The organism is Morganella sp. TYF_1 (genome assembly GCF_043105645.1).
GTDB classification, from domain to species: Bacteria; Pseudomonadota; Gammaproteobacteria; order Enterobacterales; family Enterobacteriaceae; genus Morganella; species Morganella morganii_B.
The window spans coordinates 91,538-109,453 of record NZ_JBICLU010000012.1 but is presented as its reverse complement, the minus strand read 5'-3'; the positions used below and the strand labels follow the sequence as shown (position 1 = coordinate 109,453).

Below are 17,916 nucleotides of genomic sequence, written 5' to 3'. Positions count from 1 at the left end.
CCGTTGTTGTCATCTGATTATGACTGTTACTGTTTTGCACGTTCTTCGAGCATCACAACGGCCGGCAATTTTTTGCCTTCGACGAATTCCAGAAATGCGCCGCCGCCGGTAGAGATGTAAGAGATTTTGTCCGCAATGCCGAATAAATCGATAGCCGCCAAGGTATCACCGCCGCCTGCGATAGAGAATGCGTCACTGTCAGCAATGGCGTTAGCCACGATTTCTGTCCCTTTACGGAAGTTCGGGAACTCAAATACGCCGACCGGACCATTCCACAGAATCGTTTTGGCATTTTTCAGGATATCAGCCAGGTGCTGTGCGGATTCATCACCGATATCCAGTACCTGTTCGTCATCTTTGATGTCATTGGCTGATTTCAGCACCGCTTCTGCGGTTTCTGAGAACTCAGTCGCCACACGGACATCAACCGGTACCGGGATATCACAGCTGCTGAGTAATTTTTTCGCTTCCGGAATCAGGTCATCTTCATACAGTGAACGGCCGACATTGTGCCCTTCCGCTGCGATAAAGGTGTTGGCAATACCACCGCCGACGATGATCTGATCCGCGATTTTGGACAGAGAGTCCAGTACGGTCAGTTTGGTGGACACTTTAGAACCGCCGACAATCGCCACCATCGGACGCGCCGGGTTATCCAGTGCTTTGCCGAGTGCATCCAGTTCCGCCCATAACAGCGGACCGGCACAGGCAACAGGCGCAAATTTTGCCACGCCGTGAGTCGATGCCTGGGCGCGGTGAGCCGTCCCGAAGGCATCCATCACGAAAATATCACACAGTGATGCATACTGTTTTGACAGGGTTTCGTCGTCTTTTTTCTCGCCTTTGTTAAAGCGGACGTTTTCCAGTACCACCAGCTCACCGGCATTCAGTTCCAGACCGTTGAGGTAATCTTTTTCCAGGCGCACCGGGCAGCTCAGTTTATCTGCCAGATAATCAACAACCGGTTTCAGTGAAAACTCTTCGTTGTATTCCCCTTCAACCGGACGACCGAGGTGAGAGGTCACCATGACTTTGGCACCCTGTTTCAGTGCGGCTTCGATTGTCGGGAGCGAGGCACGGATACGTGCATCAGAGGTAACTTTGCCATCTTTGACAGGAACGTTCAGGTCAGCACGGATAAAAATACGTTTACCCGCCAGATCCAGATCGGTCATCTTAATTACGGACATGGTGAATCCTCTTGTTGATTCTCTTATCAGTTAAATTGTGTTCAATTTTCTGCCGGGGCACGCCGTCCCTCAGTGAAAACCCGCCTCAGCCATTGCCAGAGTGGTATCCAGCATACGGTTCGCAAAGCCCCATTCGTTATCGCACCAGACCAGCATTTTTATCAGATGCTGTCCGCTGACGCGGGTCTGGGTACCGTCAACGATAGCACTGTGCGGATCATGGTTAAAATCCGCCGAGACTAACGGTAACTCTGTGTAGTCCACTATACCACGAAATGCCCCCGTCGCTGCGTTTTGCAGAAGGCGGTTTACCTCCTGCGTGGTGACATTCCCTTTTACGGTGACGCTCAAATCAATCGCCGTCACATTAATTGTAGGCACCCGGACTGAAATCGCCTCAAAATGATCTTCAAATTTCGGGAAAATCCGCCGGATCCCCGCAGCCAGTTTGGTATCCACCGGAATGATGGAGTGCCCGGCCGCCCGCGTGCGCCGCAAATCACTGTGATACGCATCAATCACCGGCTGGTCATTCATCGCCGCGTGAATGGTGGTCACTGTACCGGACTCGATGCCGAATCCTTCATCCAGTAATTTTATCACCGGAATGATGCAGTTGGTGGTACAGGACGCATTCGATACAATGTTATCCTGCGCCGTCAGTGTGTCATGGTTAACACCGTAGACAATGGTGGCATCCAGGTCATTACCGCCGGGATGGGAAAACAGCACTTTTTTCGCACCGTTAGCGATATGTGCCAGCCCGTCATCACGGGAGCCGTACACGCCGCTGCAGTCCAGCACCACATCCACACCCAGTTCCGCCCAGGGTAACTGATGAATATCCGCTTCATGCAGGATGCGGATGGTGTCATCACCGACTTTCAGTGTATTTTTATCTGTCAGCTGTACCGGTTTAAAAAAGCGTCCGTGGCTTGTGTCATATTGAAGTAAGTGTGCAATACCTTCGGAATCCGCCAGCTCATTAATAGCAACAACGGTAATCTGCGTATTACGCCCGGTTTCATACAACGCCCGCAGCACACTCCGCCCGATTCGCCCAAACCCGTTGATTGCAATTTTTATTGTCATAGTATCCTCAGAAATAGCCAAATTATCAGCGAACTAAGAATAACGGACTCACGGGTTTTTGTACGGGGTATTTATCATAGAAACCGCAATCTTTTTTATCCTCTGCGGCACAATCATAATACCCTTATTACTGAAACGGTTCAGCTTGATAAAGACAGGTTATGCTAAATGAAAAAAGATCGCAAGATAGTCAGAGGAACAGAAATGAAAAAAGCGCATTCGGTCAAAAAAACCGGAATGCGCTTTCAGAATCTGTATCAGCAGATTATTTCAGCAGGGCTTTCGCCTGAGAAACCACGTTTTCAACAGTGAAACCAAACTCACTGAACAGCTGACCGGCAGGTGCAGATTCACCGAATGAATGCATGCCGACAATGGCACCCTGCATCCCGGTGTATTTAAACCAGTAATCCGCAATACCTGCTTCGACAGCAACACGTGCGGTCACGGCTGACGGCAGAACAGATTCACGGTAAGCAGCATCCTGTTTGTCGAATGCATCGGTAGACGGCATGGAAACCACACGTGCTTTACGGCCTTCGGCTGTCAGCTGTTCGTATGCTTTCACGGCCAGTTCCACTTCAGAACCGGTGGCAATCAGAATCACGTCCGGCTGACCTGCGCAATCTTTCAGGATGTACGCCCCTTTTTCGATATCTGCCAGCTGCTGCGCGGTACGCGGCTGCTGTGCCAGATTCTGGCGGGAGAAGATCAGGGATGTCGGGCCGTTTTTACGCTCAATCGCGTATTTCCAGGCTACCGCAGATTCCACCTGGTCACACGGACGCCATGTGCTCATGTTTGGTGTCACGCGCAGGCTGGCGATTTGCTCAACCGGCTGGTGAGTCGGGCCGTCTTCACCCAGACCGATAGAGTCATGAGTGTAAACAAAGATGCTGCGGATCTTCATCAGAGCCGCCATACGCACCGCGTTACGGGCATATTCAACGAACATCAGGAAGGTCGCGCCGTAAGGAATGAAACCGCCGTGCAGGGCGATACCGTTCATGATGGCAGACATGCCGAACTCGCGCACGCCGTAGTGAATGTAGTTACCCGCTTTATCTTCATTGATTGGCGCAGAGCCGGACCACATGGTCAGGTTACTTGGTGCCAGGTCAGCGGAACCGCCCATAAATTCAGGCAGCACTTTACCGAACGCTTCCAGTGCATTTTGTGATGCTTTACGGCTGGCAATGCTGGCCGGGTTGTCCTGGAGGTTCTGAATGAAGGCGTTTGCGTCAGCTTCCCACTGTGCAGGCAGCTCACCGTTGACACGGCGGCGGTATTCACGGGCCAGTTCAGGGAAGGCTTTTTCGTAGTGAGCGAATTTCACATCCCACTCAGATTCAGCGGCAGCACCGGCTTTCTTCGCATCCCACTCAGTGTAGATTTCCTGCGGAATTTCGAACGGCGCATACGGCCAGTTCAGTGCTTCGCGGGTAGCGGCGATTTCCGCATCACCTAACGGAGAACCGTGTGCATCTGCAGTACCGGCTTTCTTCGGTGAACCGAAACCGATAACCGTTTTGCACATCAGCAGGGATGGTTTGTCAGTAACCGCTTTGGCTTCTTCAACGGCTGCTTTGATCTGGTCAGGATTGTGACCGTCAATGCCGCGTACAACATGCCAGCCGTAAGCTTCAAAGCGTTTGGCGGTATCGTCAGTGAACCAGCCCTGAACATTACCGTCGATGGAAATGCCGTTGTCATCATAGAAGGCAACCAGTTTACCCAGCTTCAGGGTACCGGCCAGAGAGCAGGCCTCGTGGGAGATCCCTTCCATCATACAACCGTCGCCCATAAAGACGTAGGTGTGATGATCAACAATATCGTGACCCGGACGGTTGAACTGCGCCGCCAGTGTCTGTTCCGCAACAGCAAAACCGACTGCGTTTGCGATACCCTGGCCTAACGGGCCGGTGGTGGTTTCCACGCCCGGTGTGTAGCCGTATTCAGGGTGACCCGGGGTTTTGGAATGCAGCTGACGGAAGGCTTTTAAGTCATCCATCGATACATCATAGCCGGTGAGGTGCAGCAGGCTGTAAATCAGCATTGAGCCGTGACCGTTTGACAGCACAAAGCGGTCACGATCACTCCAGTGCGGATTGGTCGGGTTGTGCTTCAGATAGTCGCGCCACAGTACTTCCGCGATATCAGCCATGCCCATTGGTGCGCCGGGGTGTCCGGAATTTGCCTTTTGCACCGCGTCCATGCTCAGGAAACGAATCGCATTAGCAAGAGTTTTACGAGAGGTCATTGTCTACTCCAGGTTCGGATAAAAAGCAGATACAGGCTATTTTCGCAGTGCCGCGCACGGATGGCAATCCTTATCACCGGTCAGAGGCAAAGGGTCGGGGCTGAAAAGACAACAATAAGACGTCAGGCGAGGCGTGTCTGAAGACAGAAACAAGACTTCGCACAGGCGGCATTTTCGCTGACTAAATCGTTTTAGCACCAGGTATTGCGCAACAGCGGAAGTGACCTATTAAACCCGATTACCACAATGAATAGCAAGCGGAAATACCGCATTCTGTGCGGCGGAGTGTCGCAGGCGAGGTCATTAAAAAATGAAACTGAAGAGTAAAAACAGAAAAGCCCTGACATTGCTGTCAGGGCTTCTGTAATCTGGCGGAACGGACGGGACTCGAACCCGCGACCCCCTGCGTGACAGGCAGGTATTCTAACCAACTGAACTACCGCTCCGTGTGTTCCTTTTCGGGAACGGTGCGGATAATACGATGCCGGTTCCCGTTCGTCAATACCTGATTTGTGTAAATCCATGCAATTGCACAGTTTTTCGCCTGAGCAGACTGTTTTATACGGGTCACCGCACACGACACACGGTCTCCCGCAACGCAGTCACTCGTGTTCAGGGAGATGTTTGTTTTTCCAGATCAAGCAGATAAATCATGGCCTCATCCCTGCTCTCCCCGCACATTTCCCGCGAGGGCTGCAGTCCGCTGCAAACCGCCGGACGCAGCGGTGAACCGAAAATCAGGCACAAATTCTGTGCGGACAACTGCACACAACGGGTATTAGCGGGTTTGCCGTCCGGCATCCCCGGAATGGGGGATGAGATGGACGGTGCGGTGCAGCAGGCACCACAACCGCTGCGGCAGGCGGTCAGCTCCGCCAGATGCACGGGTTCGCCCCTTTTTTCTCCGCCAGATCCAGACGCGCCTCGTGCGCGGCAATTTCCTCATCCGTGGCATATACCACCCGCAGACCGCTCTGCGGGCGGGTAACGCGCTGAATAGTCTGAACGTTCTCTTCGCCGCTGTTCTCATTATCCGCAGAAAACGCCAGTGATGTCTGACCGCCGGTCATTGCCAGATAAACATCTGACAGAATCTCGGCATCGAGTAACGCGCCGTGCAGCAGACGTTTTGAGTTATCTATCTGATAGCGGTCACATAAGGCATCGAGGTTATTACGCTTACCGGGGAAAAGCTGTCTGGCGAGCGTTAAGCTGTCGGTGATGGTACAGAATTCCGCCGTCGGCGGGATCCCCCGGTTCAGCTTGCGGAATTCATAATCCATAAAGCCGATATCGAAGGGCGCGTTATGAATAACCAGCTCTGCACCACGGATAAATTCAATAAATTCATCCGCAATGTCGGCAAAAACCGGTTTATCCATCAGGAATTCATCACTGATCCCGTGTACACCAAAGGCTTCCGGGTCCACCAGCCGGTCAGGCCGGATATAAAGATGGAAGTTACGGCCGGTCAGGCGCCGGTTGATCACTTCAACCGCACCGATCTCAATAATATTGTGCCCCTCGTAGTGGGCACCCAGTTTGTTCATACCGGTGGTTTCGGTATCAAGAACAATTTGTCGTGTAATATCAGTGTGCATAATGGCGTTTTGTGTCAGACTCAGGTAATTGCCAATCAATCAGAGGAAGAGTCTACCAGAGATGAGTGACAAGGTAGAAATTTTCACCGACGGCTCCTGCCTCGGAAATCCGGGCCCCGGCGGCTACGGCGCACTGCTGCGTTATAAGGGCCATGAGAAAGCACTCAGTGAGGGCTTTTTTCTTACCACCAATAACCGGATGGAGCTGCTGGCGGCTATTGTGGCGCTGGAAACCCTGAAACGTCCGTGTGATATCGTGCTGACCACCGACAGCCAGTATGTCCGTCAGGGCATCACACAGTGGATCCATAACTGGAAGCGTCGCGGCTGGCGCAAAGCGGATAAATCCCCCGTAGTGAATGTCGATTTGTGGCAGCGCCTGGATGCCGCCATCACCCGCCATCAGATTGACTGGCAGTGGGTGAAAGGTCACGCAGGGCACCCGGAAAACGAACGCTGTGATGAGCTTGCCCGTGCGGCGGCAGAGTCCCCGTCACAGAACGATACCGGTTATCAGCCCGCCGCAGAATAATCCTCAGCGCCGTTTCAGACAGCGCGGCGGCGTCTGCTCACGGGCCGCGCCCACCACGTTATTCAGTTTCGGCCGCAGCAGGCGCAGCTTCTGCGGCGTGAAGGTCAGCGGCACCGTGCGTTTACGGGCCACAATCACGCCCAGACAACCGAAAATCCGTGCATAGCGGTTGCCGGCGCTGTCAGGGTTACACCACGGGATCGGGGTGGTAAGCCGGTGATACATAATTTCGTAATTGAGCAGACTGAGCCAGTCCAGCATACGGAACTGTGAAAACATCCGGCTGCACTGCGGCTCCCGGTTCAGACGCCACGGGATCAGTTTACGTGCCCCCAGCAGACTCAGCGGGTTAAAACCGCTGATAATCAGCCAGCCGTCCTCAATCAGAACACGATCAGCCTCGCGCAGCAGCCGGTGCGGATCACTGCTATAACCCAGATTATGTGCCAGTACACAGACGTCTGCAGATTTGTCCAGAAACGGCAATTGCGCCGCCTCCCCGAATACCTGTAAGGTGTTACCCTGCGGTGCCACATTCACCTGATGCGGGATCATGCAGCTGCTGCTGTCAATTTCACAGCTCAGCGTGCCGACCTTAATCAGATGAAAACCAAACATTTTCGGCCACCAGGGCGCCAGCTGAGCTTCCAGCGATTGCCGGAAGCGGCGTCCGCAGGGAATATCGCACCACGAGTCCGGCATCGTCAGAGTTTTTGTCGCTCGTGCAGAAAACATGGCTTTATCCTTGATTCACACTCAGAAAGGTGAGGTATTTATGGAGCTTATCAGAATTTCCGCGTTATCAGATAACTACATTTGGCTATTACGGGATAATGCGCACACCTGTGTCATCGTTGACCCCGGCGTCAGTGAGCCGGTACTGAATACACTGCGGGAGCGGGGACTGCCCCCTTCAGCCATCCTGCTGACACACCATCATGCGGATCACACCGGCGGCACGGCGGAGATTGTTTCACACTACCCCGGCCTGCCGGTTTACGGCCCCGCCGAAACCCTGCCGAAAGGCGCAAATCACTGCGTGCAGGATAATGATACGATTACCTGCGGCGGGATGACATTTCAGGTCATGGCGGTGCCGGGACACACACTCGGTCATGTGGCTTATTATTGCGAACCTTATCTGTTTTGCGGCGATACGCTCTTCTCCGGCGGCTGCGGCCGTATTTTTGAGGGCACACCGGCACAGATGTTCCGCTCGGTCAGCCGTCTTGCGGCACTGCCGGATGAAACACTGGTCTGCTGCGCGCATGAATACACACAGTCTAACCTCGCCTTTGCGCGCGCTGTCTGGCCGGAAAACCGTGATATTCAGGCATATCAGCAATATATTGCAGAATTACGTCAGAATCATGAAGCCACACTCCCCGTCACACTGAAAACAGAAAGGAAAATTAATGTTTTTCTTAACTGTGATGATATTGATCTGCAACATAATTTATCATTAAGTAAACATACGGCAGCAGCTGAGGAAACTTTTACCGCTTTACGCGCAAAAAAAGATCAATTTTAGCCGTAATCGTTGTCAGGGCGGAATAACACCAGTATGATTGCAAAACCTACAGACTGAAGAATAATAATGCTGATTCCGCCAATATGAAAATCAACGCTACACTTCTTGCCGCCGCAATTTTGCTGGCGGGGTGTCAGACTGCGCCGCAGAAAACTGCTCAGAAACCTCATTATCCTTCCGGTAACGGTTTTTTACTGACGACCCAGCAGATGAACGCAGCAAAGGCATCCTCCGTCAGTCCCGAAGATGATATCTGGGGTTATATCCGTGATGAAATGAAAATGACTATCCCGGACAATGACCGTATCCGCAGCGAAGAACGTTCTTATCTCGCCAAAAAGAGCTATCTCCACGATGTGACACTGCGCGCAGAACCTTACATGTACTGGATCATCGGTAAAATCGATGAACGTAACATGCCGATGGAACTGGTTTTGCTGCCCATAGTGGAGAGTGCTTTTAATCCGCATGCCACCTCACCGGCTCAGGCTGCCGGGTTATGGCAGATTATCCCGAGTACCGGCAAAGCAAACGGGCTGAATCAGAACCAGTGGGTTGATGACCGCCGTGATGTGGCCGCCTCCACCACTGCCGCGCTGGATTTACTGGAACGTCTGAATACGATGTTCGGCGGAGACTGGGCACTGACCCTGGCGGCGTATAACAGCGGTGAAGGCCGTGTGCTGCGCGCGATGGAAGCCAATGCCGCTGCCGGAAAACCTACGGATTACTGGTCATTATCCCTGCCGAAAGAGACCATGGATTATGTCCCGCGTATTTTTGCCCTGAGCAATGTTATCCGCAACAGTGATCACAATGGCGTGAATTTACCGGTGCCGGATGCAGAACGTGCCCTGGCACGGGTGAATATCGGTCAGCAGATTTCCCTAGATGTCGCGGCACAGCTGCTGGATATGCCGGTTTCCAGACTGAAAGATTACAACCCGAGCCTGAAACGCGGTGTGACCTCGCCGGCCGGCCCTCACTATCTGATGCTGCCGAAAACCAAAGTCGATCAGCTGATGAGCGCGTTATCTGATGACGCGGTACTTGATGATATCCGCACGGCGGTCGCGAAAAACAATCAGCGTACTGAACAGCTGAGTTCACCGGCAGGCCGTGCGCAGGCCGCGAAGTATAAAGTGAAAAGCGGTGATTCGCTCTACGCCATTGCTAACCGCCATAAGATGACCGTCGCTGAACTGAAACAGCTGAACGGACTGAAAAGCGCTGCGGTTCTGAAACCAGGACAGACATTGCAGGTGAAAGGCAGCCCGGTGGTGAAACCATCAAAAGCCGCCGCCAAAAATGCAATGCGTCTGGCGAAGTATAAAGTGCGTCAGGGGGATTCTTACTACAGCATCGCACAGCGTCATGGCGTGACACTGAAAGAGCTGATGTCCTGGAACAGTAAAGTCAAAATGAAGGATTTACATCCCGGCGTTGAATTAACCGTGTATGTTGCGAATAAACGCGGCTGATATCATCTCTCGTATCCGAAGCCCTGCCTGATGCAGGGCTTTTTTATACCTCATAATATCTGTATCTCTCTCCGGTTGTTATTCTTCTCTTCTGCACTTCTGCGATATCAGTACATCTGCGCCGATATTCATTGTTGCCGGTATAAAAAAACCCGCTGATCAATCAGCGGGTTTTCTGTGTTGAACTTTGCTTTCGTGTTTGTTATCAGCGGTGCCGTTATACCCAGAACAGCCAGGCGAAAGCTGAGATAACGATAATACAGGCGATATTCAGTACCCCGCCGACCCGTACCATCTCGGACTGTTTGATAAACCCGGTACCAAAGACTATCGCGTTCGGCGGTGTCGCCACCGGCAGCATAAAGGCACAGGATGCACCGATACCGATAATCATGGTCAGCGCCATCACCGGCATTCCCAGGCCATCCGCCACACCGGCAAAGATAGGTACCAGCAGTGCGGCACTGGCGGTGTTACTGGTGAACTCCGTCAGTACAATGATAAAGGTGGTGACAGCGATAATAATCACCAGCCAGCTGCTGTTACCAAAGGAGGTTTTCATCCAGTTTGCCATCACTTCACTGGCACCGGAATCTTTCAGGATCATACTCAGTGTCAGACCACCACCGAACAGGAACAGAACGCCCCACTCGGTGTTGTTCTGAATCTGCGACCAGCTTGCCACCCCGGTAATACCAATCAGCGCAGCGGCACTCAGGGCGATAATGGTATCGAAATCTTTAATTTTACCCAGCAAATCACTCAGCGGCGCACTGCCGATCCAGCAGATAACGGTCAGACCGAAAATACCGAGTGTCAGCAGACGTTTTGGTGTCCAGTGAACCTGCTCCACTTCAATTTCAAAACGGGCACCCAGTTTCGGACGTAACATCAGGTACATAATACCGAACATAATCGGCATCAGGATCAGTACCATCGGAATGCCGTATTTCATCCAGGTAAAGAAATCCATTCCCAGCTGGTTTGCAGCAATAATGTTCGGCGGGCTGCCGACCATGGTTCCCAGGCCGCCGATACTGGCGCTGTACGCCACGCCCAGCAGCATAAACACAAACGTATTACGATCATGACGGATATCGAGGTTGCCGAGGATGCCCAGCACCAGCGGTAACATCATTGCAGCCGTTGCGGTGTTACTGATCCACATGGACAGCGCACCGGTCACACTGAACAGCAGGATCACTGCCGCCCATAAACGACCACGGGCAATCAGCAGCAGACGGTTGGCGATCAGACGATCCAACCCCTGAATATGCAGCGCTGTCGCCAAGGCAAACCCGCCGAAAAACAGGAAGATGGTCGGGCTGGCAAACGACTGCAATGCCTTACCGGCTCCCAGTAATCCGAGAAACACAGCCAGAATCGGGATCAGTAACGCCGTCAGCGTGACATGAATCGCCTCAGTCAGCCATAACACCGCGACAAATACCATCAGTGCCAGCCCGGCATTCTCTTTGTCGTTGTAGGGCAGATATTTCAGCAGCAGTATCAGCAGCACAATATCCAGCGCCAGGATAATAAGTCCTTTTGTGTTAAAAGAACTCAGCCCGGTGGATTGGGTGAGCGTTTCTGAAGCGTCCATGATAATTCCCTCAGTAGAATGAAACAGTATTCACGAAACCGGTTGCTGTCATAGTTTAATAACCGGTGCCTTTGCGTGAATGCTAAAAATGTTAAACAATTTATCTTCATGTAAAATATAAAAAGTATTAATGACAAAATACATCACAAATCGTCCGTTTTGCGATCTGGGGCAACAGAATAAGTAAAAAAACTTGTCATAGCATGACAAATGACCAGTTTTAGTCATTGAGGAAACGGATAGAAAGCGGGGAAATATTCGTAAGGTAAGATAACGGCGTCATAAAAAAAGGTGTGTCCGCCGGACACACCTTTTTTAACATTCACAGTAACAATTACTGACCTTTGATCTCTTTGCGGCCGTGGAACGGCGCACGTTCACCCAGCGCTTCTTCGATACGGATCAGCTGGTTGTACTTGGCAACACGGTCAGAACGGCTCATGGAACCGGTTTTGATCTGGCCTGCTGCGGTACCGACTGCCAGGTCGGCAATCGTGGCATCTTCAGTTTCACCGGAACGGTGAGAGATAACGGCTGTGTAACCGGCGTCTTTTGCCATTTTGATCGCAGCCAGTGTTTCGGTCAGTGAACCGATCTGGTTGAATTTAATCAGAATGGAGTTAACGATACCTTTTTCGATACCTTCTTTCAGGATCTTGGTATTGGTCACGAACAGGTCATCACCGACCAGCTGGATTTTGTCGCCCATGACTTTAGTCTGATACGCGAAACCATCCCAGTCAGATTCATCCAGACCATCTTCGATAGAGACGATCGGATACTCTTTGGTCAGCTCTTCCAGGTAGTGCGTGAATTCCTGAGAGGTAAAGGTACGGCCTTCGCCTTTCAGTTCATACATACCGGTTTCTTTGTTGTAGAACTCAGATGCTGCACAGTCCATCGCCAGGGTAACGTCTTTGCCTAACTCGTAGCCTGCTGCTTTAACGGCTTCTTTGATATCAGCCAGCGCTTCCGCGTTAGAACCCAGGTTTGGTGCATAACCACCTTCGTCACCCACCGCTGTATTCATGCCTTTCGCTTTCAGCACTTTTGCCAGGTGATGGAAAATTTCAGAACCCATGCGGACAGCTTCTTTCAGAGAAGGCGCGCCGACAGGCTGGATCATGAATTCCTGGATGTCCACGTTGTTATCAGCGTGCTCACCACCGTTCAGGATGTTCATCATCGGCAGCGGCATAGAGTATTTACCCGGAGTGCCGTTCAGTTCTGCGATGTGTGCGTACAGAGGTAAACCTTTTGATGCCGCAGCGGCTTTGGCGTTTGCCAGAGACACAGCCAGAATCGCGTTTGCACCGAAGTTGGATTTGTTTTCAGTGCCATCCAGGTCGATCATGATCTGGTCAACTTTCGCCTGATCTTTAGCATCCTGACCCAGCAGCGCCTGTGCGATCGGACCATTTACCGCGCCGACTGCCTTCAGAACACCTTTACCCAGGAAACGTGATTTATCACCGTCACGCAGTTCCAGCGCTTCACGGGAACCGGTGGATGCGCCTGACGGAGCCGCCGCCATCCCCACAAAACCGCCTTCCAGGTGTACTTCAGCTTCTACAGTCGGGTTACCGCGGGAGTCGATGATTTCACGGCCGATCACTTTAACGATTTTGGACATTAGGTTTTCCTCAGTACAAGTTAAATTTTCAGATAAGTAACCGGTACTTACGACCGGTCACTCACCTCACATCTTATTTTAGCAGACCTTTCTGGTTATCAGAGGCCGCTTTGACAAAACCTGCAAACAGCGGATGACCATCACGCGGGGTAGAGGTGAACTCCGGATGGAACTGACAGGCCACAAACCACGGATGGTTCGGGTTCTCAATGATTTCCACCAGTTTGTTGTCCACTGAACGGCCCGCAACCAGCAGACCTGCATCTTCAAGACGCTTCAGTAACATGTTGTTCACTTCATAACGATGACGGTGACGTTCAGTAATCGCATCTTTGCCGTACAACCGGCGAACCAGAGAATTGTTCGTCAGGTGGCATAACTGACCGCCGACACGCATTGTACCGCCGAGATCGCTCTCTTCGCTGCGGACTTCAATATTGCCGTCTTCATCGCGCCATTCAGTGATCAGCGCAACGACCGGGTACTTACAATCAGCATCAAATTCCGTGGAGTTCGCATCTGCCATACCGGCCAGGTTACGGGCAAAGTCAATCAGTGCCACCTGCATCCCCAGGCAAATGCCCAGATACGGAATGTTGTTCTCGCGGGCATAGCGGGCGGTCATAATCTTACCTTCCACACCACGGGAACCGAAGCCGCCCGGCACCAGAATCGCATCCAGACCCTGTAACAGTTCTGTACCGCGGGTTTCCACATCCTGAGAATCAATCAGTTTGATATTCACAGTGAGGCGGTTTTTCAGACCGCCGTGCTTCAGTGCTTCGATAACGGATTTATAGGCATCCGGCAGTTCAACATATTTGCCGACCATCCCGATGGTGACTTCACCTGACGGATTGGCTTCCTCATAAATCACCTGCTCCCATTCGGAGAGATCTGCCTCCGGAGCATTAATGCTGAATCGTTTACAGATATAATCATCTAATCCCTGGGATTTCAAGAGGCCGGGGATTTTATAAATGGAATCGACATCTTTCAGACTGATAACCGCTTTCTCAGGAACATTACAGAAAAGCGCGATTTTTGCACGTTCGTTAGCAGGAATCACTCTGTCTGAGCGGCAAATCAGCACATCCGGCTGAATACCGATGGATAATAATTCTTTCACTGAGTGCTGAGTCGGCTTGGTTTTTACTTCACCGGCCGCGGCCAGATACGGAACTAAAGTCAAATGCAGATATAAGGTGTGTTCACGACCGACTTCCGCCGCCATCTGACGGATAGCTTCCAGGAACGGCAGTGATTCGATATCACCGACAGTCCCGCCGACTTCCACCAGCACCACGTCATGACCTTCACCGCCACGGATGATACGGTCTTTGATTTCGTTGGTGATGTGCGGGATAACCTGAATGGTGGCACCGAGATAGTCGCCGCGGCGCTCTTTGCGCAGAACTTCAGAGTAAACACGTCCGGTGGTGAAGTTATTGCGGCGGGTCATTTTGGTGCGGATGAAGCGCTCGTAGTGACCTAAGTCGAGATCAGTTTCAGCGCCGTCGTTGGTGACGAAAACTTCCCCGTGTTGGGTCGGGCTCATGGTTCCCGGATCGACGTTGATGTACGGATCCAGTTTCATCATGGTGACATTGAGTCCACGGGCTTCGAGTATAGCCGCTAAAGAGGCTGCGGCAATGCCTTTACCCAGAGAGGATACGACCCCGCCGGTCACAAAAATATAATTAGTTTTCATGCTGAACCTGAAAGTTTAGGTGTAATAGATGATGGATATAACAGGACGGGAAAATAGTATACCCTAACCTTATTTTGGCGACAAATAATCTCGTCACCTCTTTTCGGTTATCCGTCGCTTCCGGGGCGGTAAAAACCGCCTTTTTACACTAACTAATCAACGTCTTACATTTTATAAAAAACTTTTCATTCTCCGGTAAAATCATTAGCTGAAAGCATTAAGCTCATTCCTCACGGGATTTAACATCCTGCCAACTTTTCTCCATTTCATCAAGCGTTGCTGATTCTATCGTCAGTCCGCGGGCGGCAATATCGCTCTCCACCTGGCGAAAACGGTTCTCAAACTTGCGGCAGGCTTTTTGTAACACCATTTCCGGTTTATGCCCCAGATGACGGGAAAAATTCACCACCGCGAACAGCAAATCACCCAGTTCTTCAGCCACGCGCTCATCATTCACCTGCGGCTGATTCACCTCCTCCATCACCTCATCCAGTTCCTCGTATACTTTGCCGAGCACCGGCGGAAGTGTGTCCCAGTCAAACCCTGCTGACGCACAACGTTTCTGGATTTTATAGGCACGCATCAGGGCGGGCAGTGTTGCCGGGATATCATCCAGCAGAGAATACTGTGATTTTTCAGCACGCTCCGCACTTTTACGCTGCTCCCAGCCGGCAATAGCCGCTTCCGCGCCGATCCCCTGCTCACGGGCAAAAATATGCGGATGGCGGCGGGTCAGCTTATCACTGACGGCGGCGGCGATATCCTCAAAATCAAAATGCCCTTCTTCTTTCGCCATCTGCGCGTAAAACACCACCTGAAATAATAAGTCACCTAACTCACCTTTCAGATCGTCAAAATCTGCCCGCTCAATCGCGTCCAGAACCTCATAGGTCTCTTCCAGGGTGTACGGGGCGATGGTGGCATAAGTTTGTGCTTTGTCCCACGGACAGCCGTTTTCCGGGTCGCGTAACTGCGACATGATCGCCAGCAGGCGTTCAACTGATACAGACATGTGATTAATTCCTGAATATGATTTTCTGCCTTTTACTGAGTGTGACGTTTTGCCTCAATCACATCCGGCAGCTGGTTCAGTTTTGCCAGCACACGGCTGAGGGTCTGGATATTGTAGATTTCCATATCCATATCGATAGTGGCAATCTGCTGTTTTACATCACTGTGGCTGCGCACCCCGAGAACATTCACTTTCTCATTCGCCAGAATGGTGGTGATATCGCGCAGCAGACCGCTGCGGTCATTTGCCACCACCCGAACCACCAGGGAATAGCCGCTGGAGTAACTCGCACTCCAGACCGCTTCCACCAGACGTTCCGGTGCCTGCTCCTGCAATTCCGCCAGCTGTTCGCAATCCGCGCGGTGGATGGAAATCCCCCGGCCTTTGGTGATAAAGCCGACGATATCATCCCCGGGAATCGGCTGACAGCAGCGGGCAATGTGATGCATCAGGTTACCGACGCCTTCAACCACAATGCGACCGCTGCTCTGGTGAGCCGGTGCCGGTTTGGCCGGCGGGGCTTTTTCCAGGGTTTTCAGCGCTTCACGATCGGCCTCTTCCGCCGTCGGTTTGTTCAGTTTGCTTTGCAGGAAGTTCGATAACTGGTTGATGCGGATATCACCCACACCAATACCGGCCAGTACTTCATCCAGCGAATGCACGTTATAACGGGCGATCAGCAGTTTTTCGGCTTCTTTCAGGCTGATATCCTGCGCGGCCAGTTCGTTGTCCAGCATCTGCCGCCCGGCGATAATGTTTTTATCACGATCCTGTTTGCGGAACCAGTTATGGATCTTGGCGCGTCCGCGGCTGGTGGTGACATACCCCAGGTTCGGGTTCAGCCAGTCACGGCTAGGGTTCGGCTGCTTCTGGGTGATGACTTCAATCTGATCACCCATCTGCAACTGGTAACTGAACGGCACAATACGACCGCCGATTTTTGCGCCGATACAGCGGTGACCCACGTCACTGTGGATGTGATAAGCAAAGTCCAGCGGCGTGGAGCCGGCCGGTAAATCCACCACATCCCCTTTCGGGGTAAAGACGTAAACGCGATCATCAAACACCTGACTGCGTACTTCATCCAGCATTTCGCCGGAATCAGCCATCTCTTCCTGCCACGCGATCAGTTTACGCAGCCAGGCGATACGGTTCTCGTAACTGCCGGTTTTCCCGCCGCCTGCGGTGCCTTCTTTGTATTTCCAGTGCGCAGCAACGCCGAGTTCCGCATCCTCATGCATCTGCCGGGTGCGGATCTGAATTTCCAGGGTTTTACCCGCCGGACCCAGCACCACAGTATGAATCGACTGATAGCCGTTCGGTTTCGGGTTTGCCACATAGTCATCAAACTCATCCGGCAGATGACGGAAATGGGTATGAACAATCCCGAGCGCGGCGTAGCAGTCCTGAAGGCGCTCCACCACAATCCGCACGGCGCGGACATCAAACAGCTCATCAAAGGAGAGCGATTTTTTCTGCATCTTGCGCCAGATACTGTAGATATGCTTCGGCCTTCCGTAGATCTCGGCCTGAATACCCTCTTCTTTCATGTCGTTGCGCAGGGTCGTGACAAAGTTATCAATATACTCTTCGCGATCAAGACGGCGTTCATGCAGCAGGCTGGCAATGCGTTTATAATCATCCGGGTGCAGATAACGGAAGCAGTAATCCTCCAGCTCCCATTTCAGCTGCCCGATCCCGAGGCGGTTCGCCAGCGGGGCATAAATATTGAAACACTCTTTAGCCGCCAGGACGCGTTCGTCCTCGCCGGCATCTTTCACTTCGCGCAGATGGGCTATCCGCTCTGCCAGTTTGATCACCACGCAGCGGAAATCTTCCACCATGGAGAGCAGCATACGGCGGATGTTATCCACCTGCACCGAACTGGTTTCGTCGTTATGGGTGGCTTTCAGCTGACGGATAGCATCCATATCCATCACACCTTTGACCAGCAGCCAGATAGCGGGACCAAAGGCTTCGCTTATCTCTTCCTCTCCGAGGACCTCCGCTTCGGCCAGCGGAAAAAGCAACGCTGCGCGCAGACTGTCGAGATCCATACTGAGGGTGGATAAAATTTCCACCATCTCAATACCGCGCCCCAACAGCAGCGCCGCATCCTGATGTCCATCAACCTTCTGATGACAGTAATGCCAGACCTCTTCCAGTTTTTCACCCGTCACCGGGTTATGCAGCCCGAGGCTGTTAATCCAGTGTGCCGGGTCAAACTCACCGGCCGGTGTTAAATGCGCACTTCTTACCGCGACCATACA

General features: G+C 52.2%; 14 protein-coding genes and 1 tRNA gene. 3 read left to right on the top strand and 12 right to left on the bottom strand.

Annotation, left to right across the window (positions count from 1 at the left end):
• Positions 1 to 26: 26 nt before the first annotated feature.
• From pgk to dnaQ, 6 genes are all read right to left on the bottom strand, one after another.
• A complete protein-coding gene (gene pgk / locus ACF8OF_RS04655; protein ID WP_025153958.1) occupies positions 27 to 1,190 on the bottom strand; it encodes a phosphoglycerate kinase in 1,164 nt (387 codons plus the stop codon).
• Positions 1,191 to 1,259: 69 nt separating this feature from the next.
• Positions 1,260 to 2,282, bottom strand: a complete 1,023-nt coding sequence (gene epd, locus ACF8OF_RS04650) for an erythrose-4-phosphate dehydrogenase (protein WP_262858942.1) — start codon at positions 2,280 to 2,282, stop codon at positions 1,260 to 1,262.
• 265 nt (positions 2,283 to 2,547) lie between these two features.
• Positions 2,548 to 4,542 (bottom strand): transketolase, encoded by a 1,995-nt coding sequence (gene tkt / locus ACF8OF_RS04645; protein ID WP_262862552.1) that lies wholly within the window; start codon positions 4,540 to 4,542, stop codon positions 2,548 to 2,550.
• Positions 4,543 to 4,911: 369 nt separating this feature from the next.
• Positions 4,912 to 4,988: transfer RNA gene (locus ACF8OF_RS04640), tRNA-Asp, on the bottom strand.
• 166 nt (positions 4,989 to 5,154) lie between these two features.
• Complete coding sequence (locus ACF8OF_RS04635) at positions 5,155 to 5,427, bottom strand: YkgJ family cysteine cluster protein (RefSeq protein ID WP_392495873.1); 273 nt, start codon at positions 5,425 to 5,427, stop codon at positions 5,155 to 5,157.
• Positions 5,409 to 6,143 (bottom strand): DNA polymerase III subunit epsilon, encoded by a 735-nt coding sequence (dnaQ, locus tag ACF8OF_RS04630; RefSeq protein ID WP_274370222.1) that lies wholly within the window; start codon positions 6,141 to 6,143, stop codon positions 5,409 to 5,411. Before dnaQ ends, ACF8OF_RS04635 begins: the two co-directional genes overlap by 19 nt.
• 61 nt (positions 6,144 to 6,204) lie before the next feature.
• Here dnaQ and rnhA point away from each other — a divergent pair, with 61 nt between their 5' ends.
• Entirely contained in the window at positions 6,205 to 6,675 is a 471-nt protein-coding gene (rnhA, locus tag ACF8OF_RS04625; protein WP_262858938.1) for a ribonuclease HI, read from the top strand.
• Positions 6,676 to 6,678: 3 nt separating this feature from the next.
• Here the strand turns inward: rnhA and ACF8OF_RS04620 are convergent, their stop codons facing one another.
• Complete coding sequence (locus ACF8OF_RS04620) at positions 6,679 to 7,410, bottom strand: class I SAM-dependent methyltransferase (RefSeq protein WP_262858937.1); 732 nt, start codon at positions 7,408 to 7,410, stop codon at positions 6,679 to 6,681.
• A gap of 40 nt (positions 7,411 to 7,450) precedes the next feature.
• Here ACF8OF_RS04620 and gloB point away from each other — a divergent pair, with 40 nt between their 5' ends.
• Both gloB and mltD read left to right on the top strand, forming a co-directional pair.
• On the top strand, positions 7,451 to 8,206 hold the full coding sequence (gene gloB / locus ACF8OF_RS04615; protein WP_392495871.1) for a hydroxyacylglutathione hydrolase: 756 nt from the start codon (positions 7,451 to 7,453) through the stop codon (positions 8,204 to 8,206).
• Between the two features lie 83 nt (positions 8,207 to 8,289).
• Positions 8,290 to 9,687: a murein transglycosylase D gene (mltD, locus tag ACF8OF_RS04610; protein WP_392495869.1), complete on the top strand. Its 1,398-nt coding sequence runs from the start codon at positions 8,290 to 8,292 to the stop codon at positions 9,685 to 9,687.
• Between the two features lie 217 nt (positions 9,688 to 9,904).
• Here the strand turns inward: mltD and ACF8OF_RS04605 are convergent, their stop codons facing one another.
• From ACF8OF_RS04605 to relA, 5 genes are all read right to left on the bottom strand, one after another.
• Complete coding sequence (locus ACF8OF_RS04605; protein WP_262858934.1) at positions 9,905 to 11,290, bottom strand: DASS family sodium-coupled anion symporter; 1,386 nt, start codon at positions 11,288 to 11,290, stop codon at positions 9,905 to 9,907.
• Positions 11,291 to 11,624: 334 nt separating this feature from the next.
• Complete coding sequence (gene eno, locus ACF8OF_RS04600; protein WP_004235956.1) at positions 11,625 to 12,923, bottom strand: phosphopyruvate hydratase; 1,299 nt, start codon at positions 12,921 to 12,923, stop codon at positions 11,625 to 11,627.
• A 73-nt stretch (positions 12,924 to 12,996) separates the two neighbouring features.
• Entirely contained in the window at positions 12,997 to 14,634 is a 1,638-nt protein-coding gene (pyrG, locus tag ACF8OF_RS04595) for a glutamine hydrolyzing CTP synthase (protein ID WP_392495866.1), read from the bottom strand.
• Between the two features lie 223 nt (positions 14,635 to 14,857).
• A complete protein-coding gene (gene mazG, locus ACF8OF_RS04590; RefSeq protein ID WP_392495865.1) occupies positions 14,858 to 15,646 on the bottom strand; it encodes a nucleoside triphosphate pyrophosphohydrolase in 789 nt (262 codons plus the stop codon).
• Positions 15,647 to 15,678: 32 nt separating this feature from the next.
• A complete protein-coding gene (gene relA, locus ACF8OF_RS04585; protein WP_262883072.1) occupies positions 15,679 to 17,913 on the bottom strand; it encodes a GTP diphosphokinase in 2,235 nt (744 codons plus the stop codon).
• Positions 17,914 to 17,916: the final 3 nt, after the last annotated feature.

What these genes read in the sequence shown, in the direction of transcription:
- gloB (WP_392495871.1), top strand. Translation starts at nt 7,451, where the DNA reads ATGGAGCTTATCAGAATTTCCGCGTTATCAGATAACTACATTTGGCTA.
- epd (WP_262858942.1), bottom strand. Translation starts at nt 2,282, where the DNA reads ATGACAATAAAAATTGCAATCAACGGGTTTGGGCGAATCGGGCGGAGT.
- pgk (WP_025153958.1), bottom strand. Translation starts at nt 1,190, where the DNA reads ATGTCCGTAATTAAGATGACCGATCTGGATCTGGCGGGTAAACGTATT.
- tkt (WP_262862552.1), bottom strand. Translation starts at nt 4,542, where the DNA reads ATGACCTCTCGTAAAACTCTTGCTAATGCGATTCGTTTCCTGAGCATG.
- eno (WP_004235956.1), bottom strand. Translation starts at nt 12,923, where the DNA reads ATGTCCAAAATCGTTAAAGTGATCGGCCGTGAAATCATCGACTCCCGC.
- rnhA (WP_262858938.1), top strand. Translation starts at nt 6,205, where the DNA reads ATGAGTGACAAGGTAGAAATTTTCACCGACGGCTCCTGCCTCGGAAAT.
- ACF8OF_RS04620 (WP_262858937.1), bottom strand. Translation starts at nt 7,410, where the DNA reads ATGTTTTCTGCACGAGCGACAAAAACTCTGACGATGCCGGACTCGTGG.
- relA (WP_262883072.1), bottom strand. Translation starts at nt 17,913, where the DNA reads ATGGTCGCGGTAAGAAGTGCGCATTTAACACCGGCCGGTGAGTTTGAC.
- dnaQ (WP_274370222.1), bottom strand. Translation starts at nt 6,143, where the DNA reads ATGCACACTGATATTACACGACAAATTGTTCTTGATACCGAAACCACC.
- ACF8OF_RS04605 (WP_262858934.1), bottom strand. Translation starts at nt 11,290, where the DNA reads ATGGACGCTTCAGAAACGCTCACCCAATCCACCGGGCTGAGTTCTTTT.
- mazG (WP_392495865.1), bottom strand. Translation starts at nt 15,646, where the DNA reads ATGTCTGTATCAGTTGAACGCCTGCTGGCGATCATGTCGCAGTTACGC.
- pyrG (WP_392495866.1), bottom strand. Translation starts at nt 14,634, where the DNA reads ATGAAAACTAATTATATTTTTGTGACCGGCGGGGTCGTATCCTCTCTG.
- mltD (WP_392495869.1), top strand. Translation starts at nt 8,290, where the DNA reads ATGAAAATCAACGCTACACTTCTTGCCGCCGCAATTTTGCTGGCGGGG.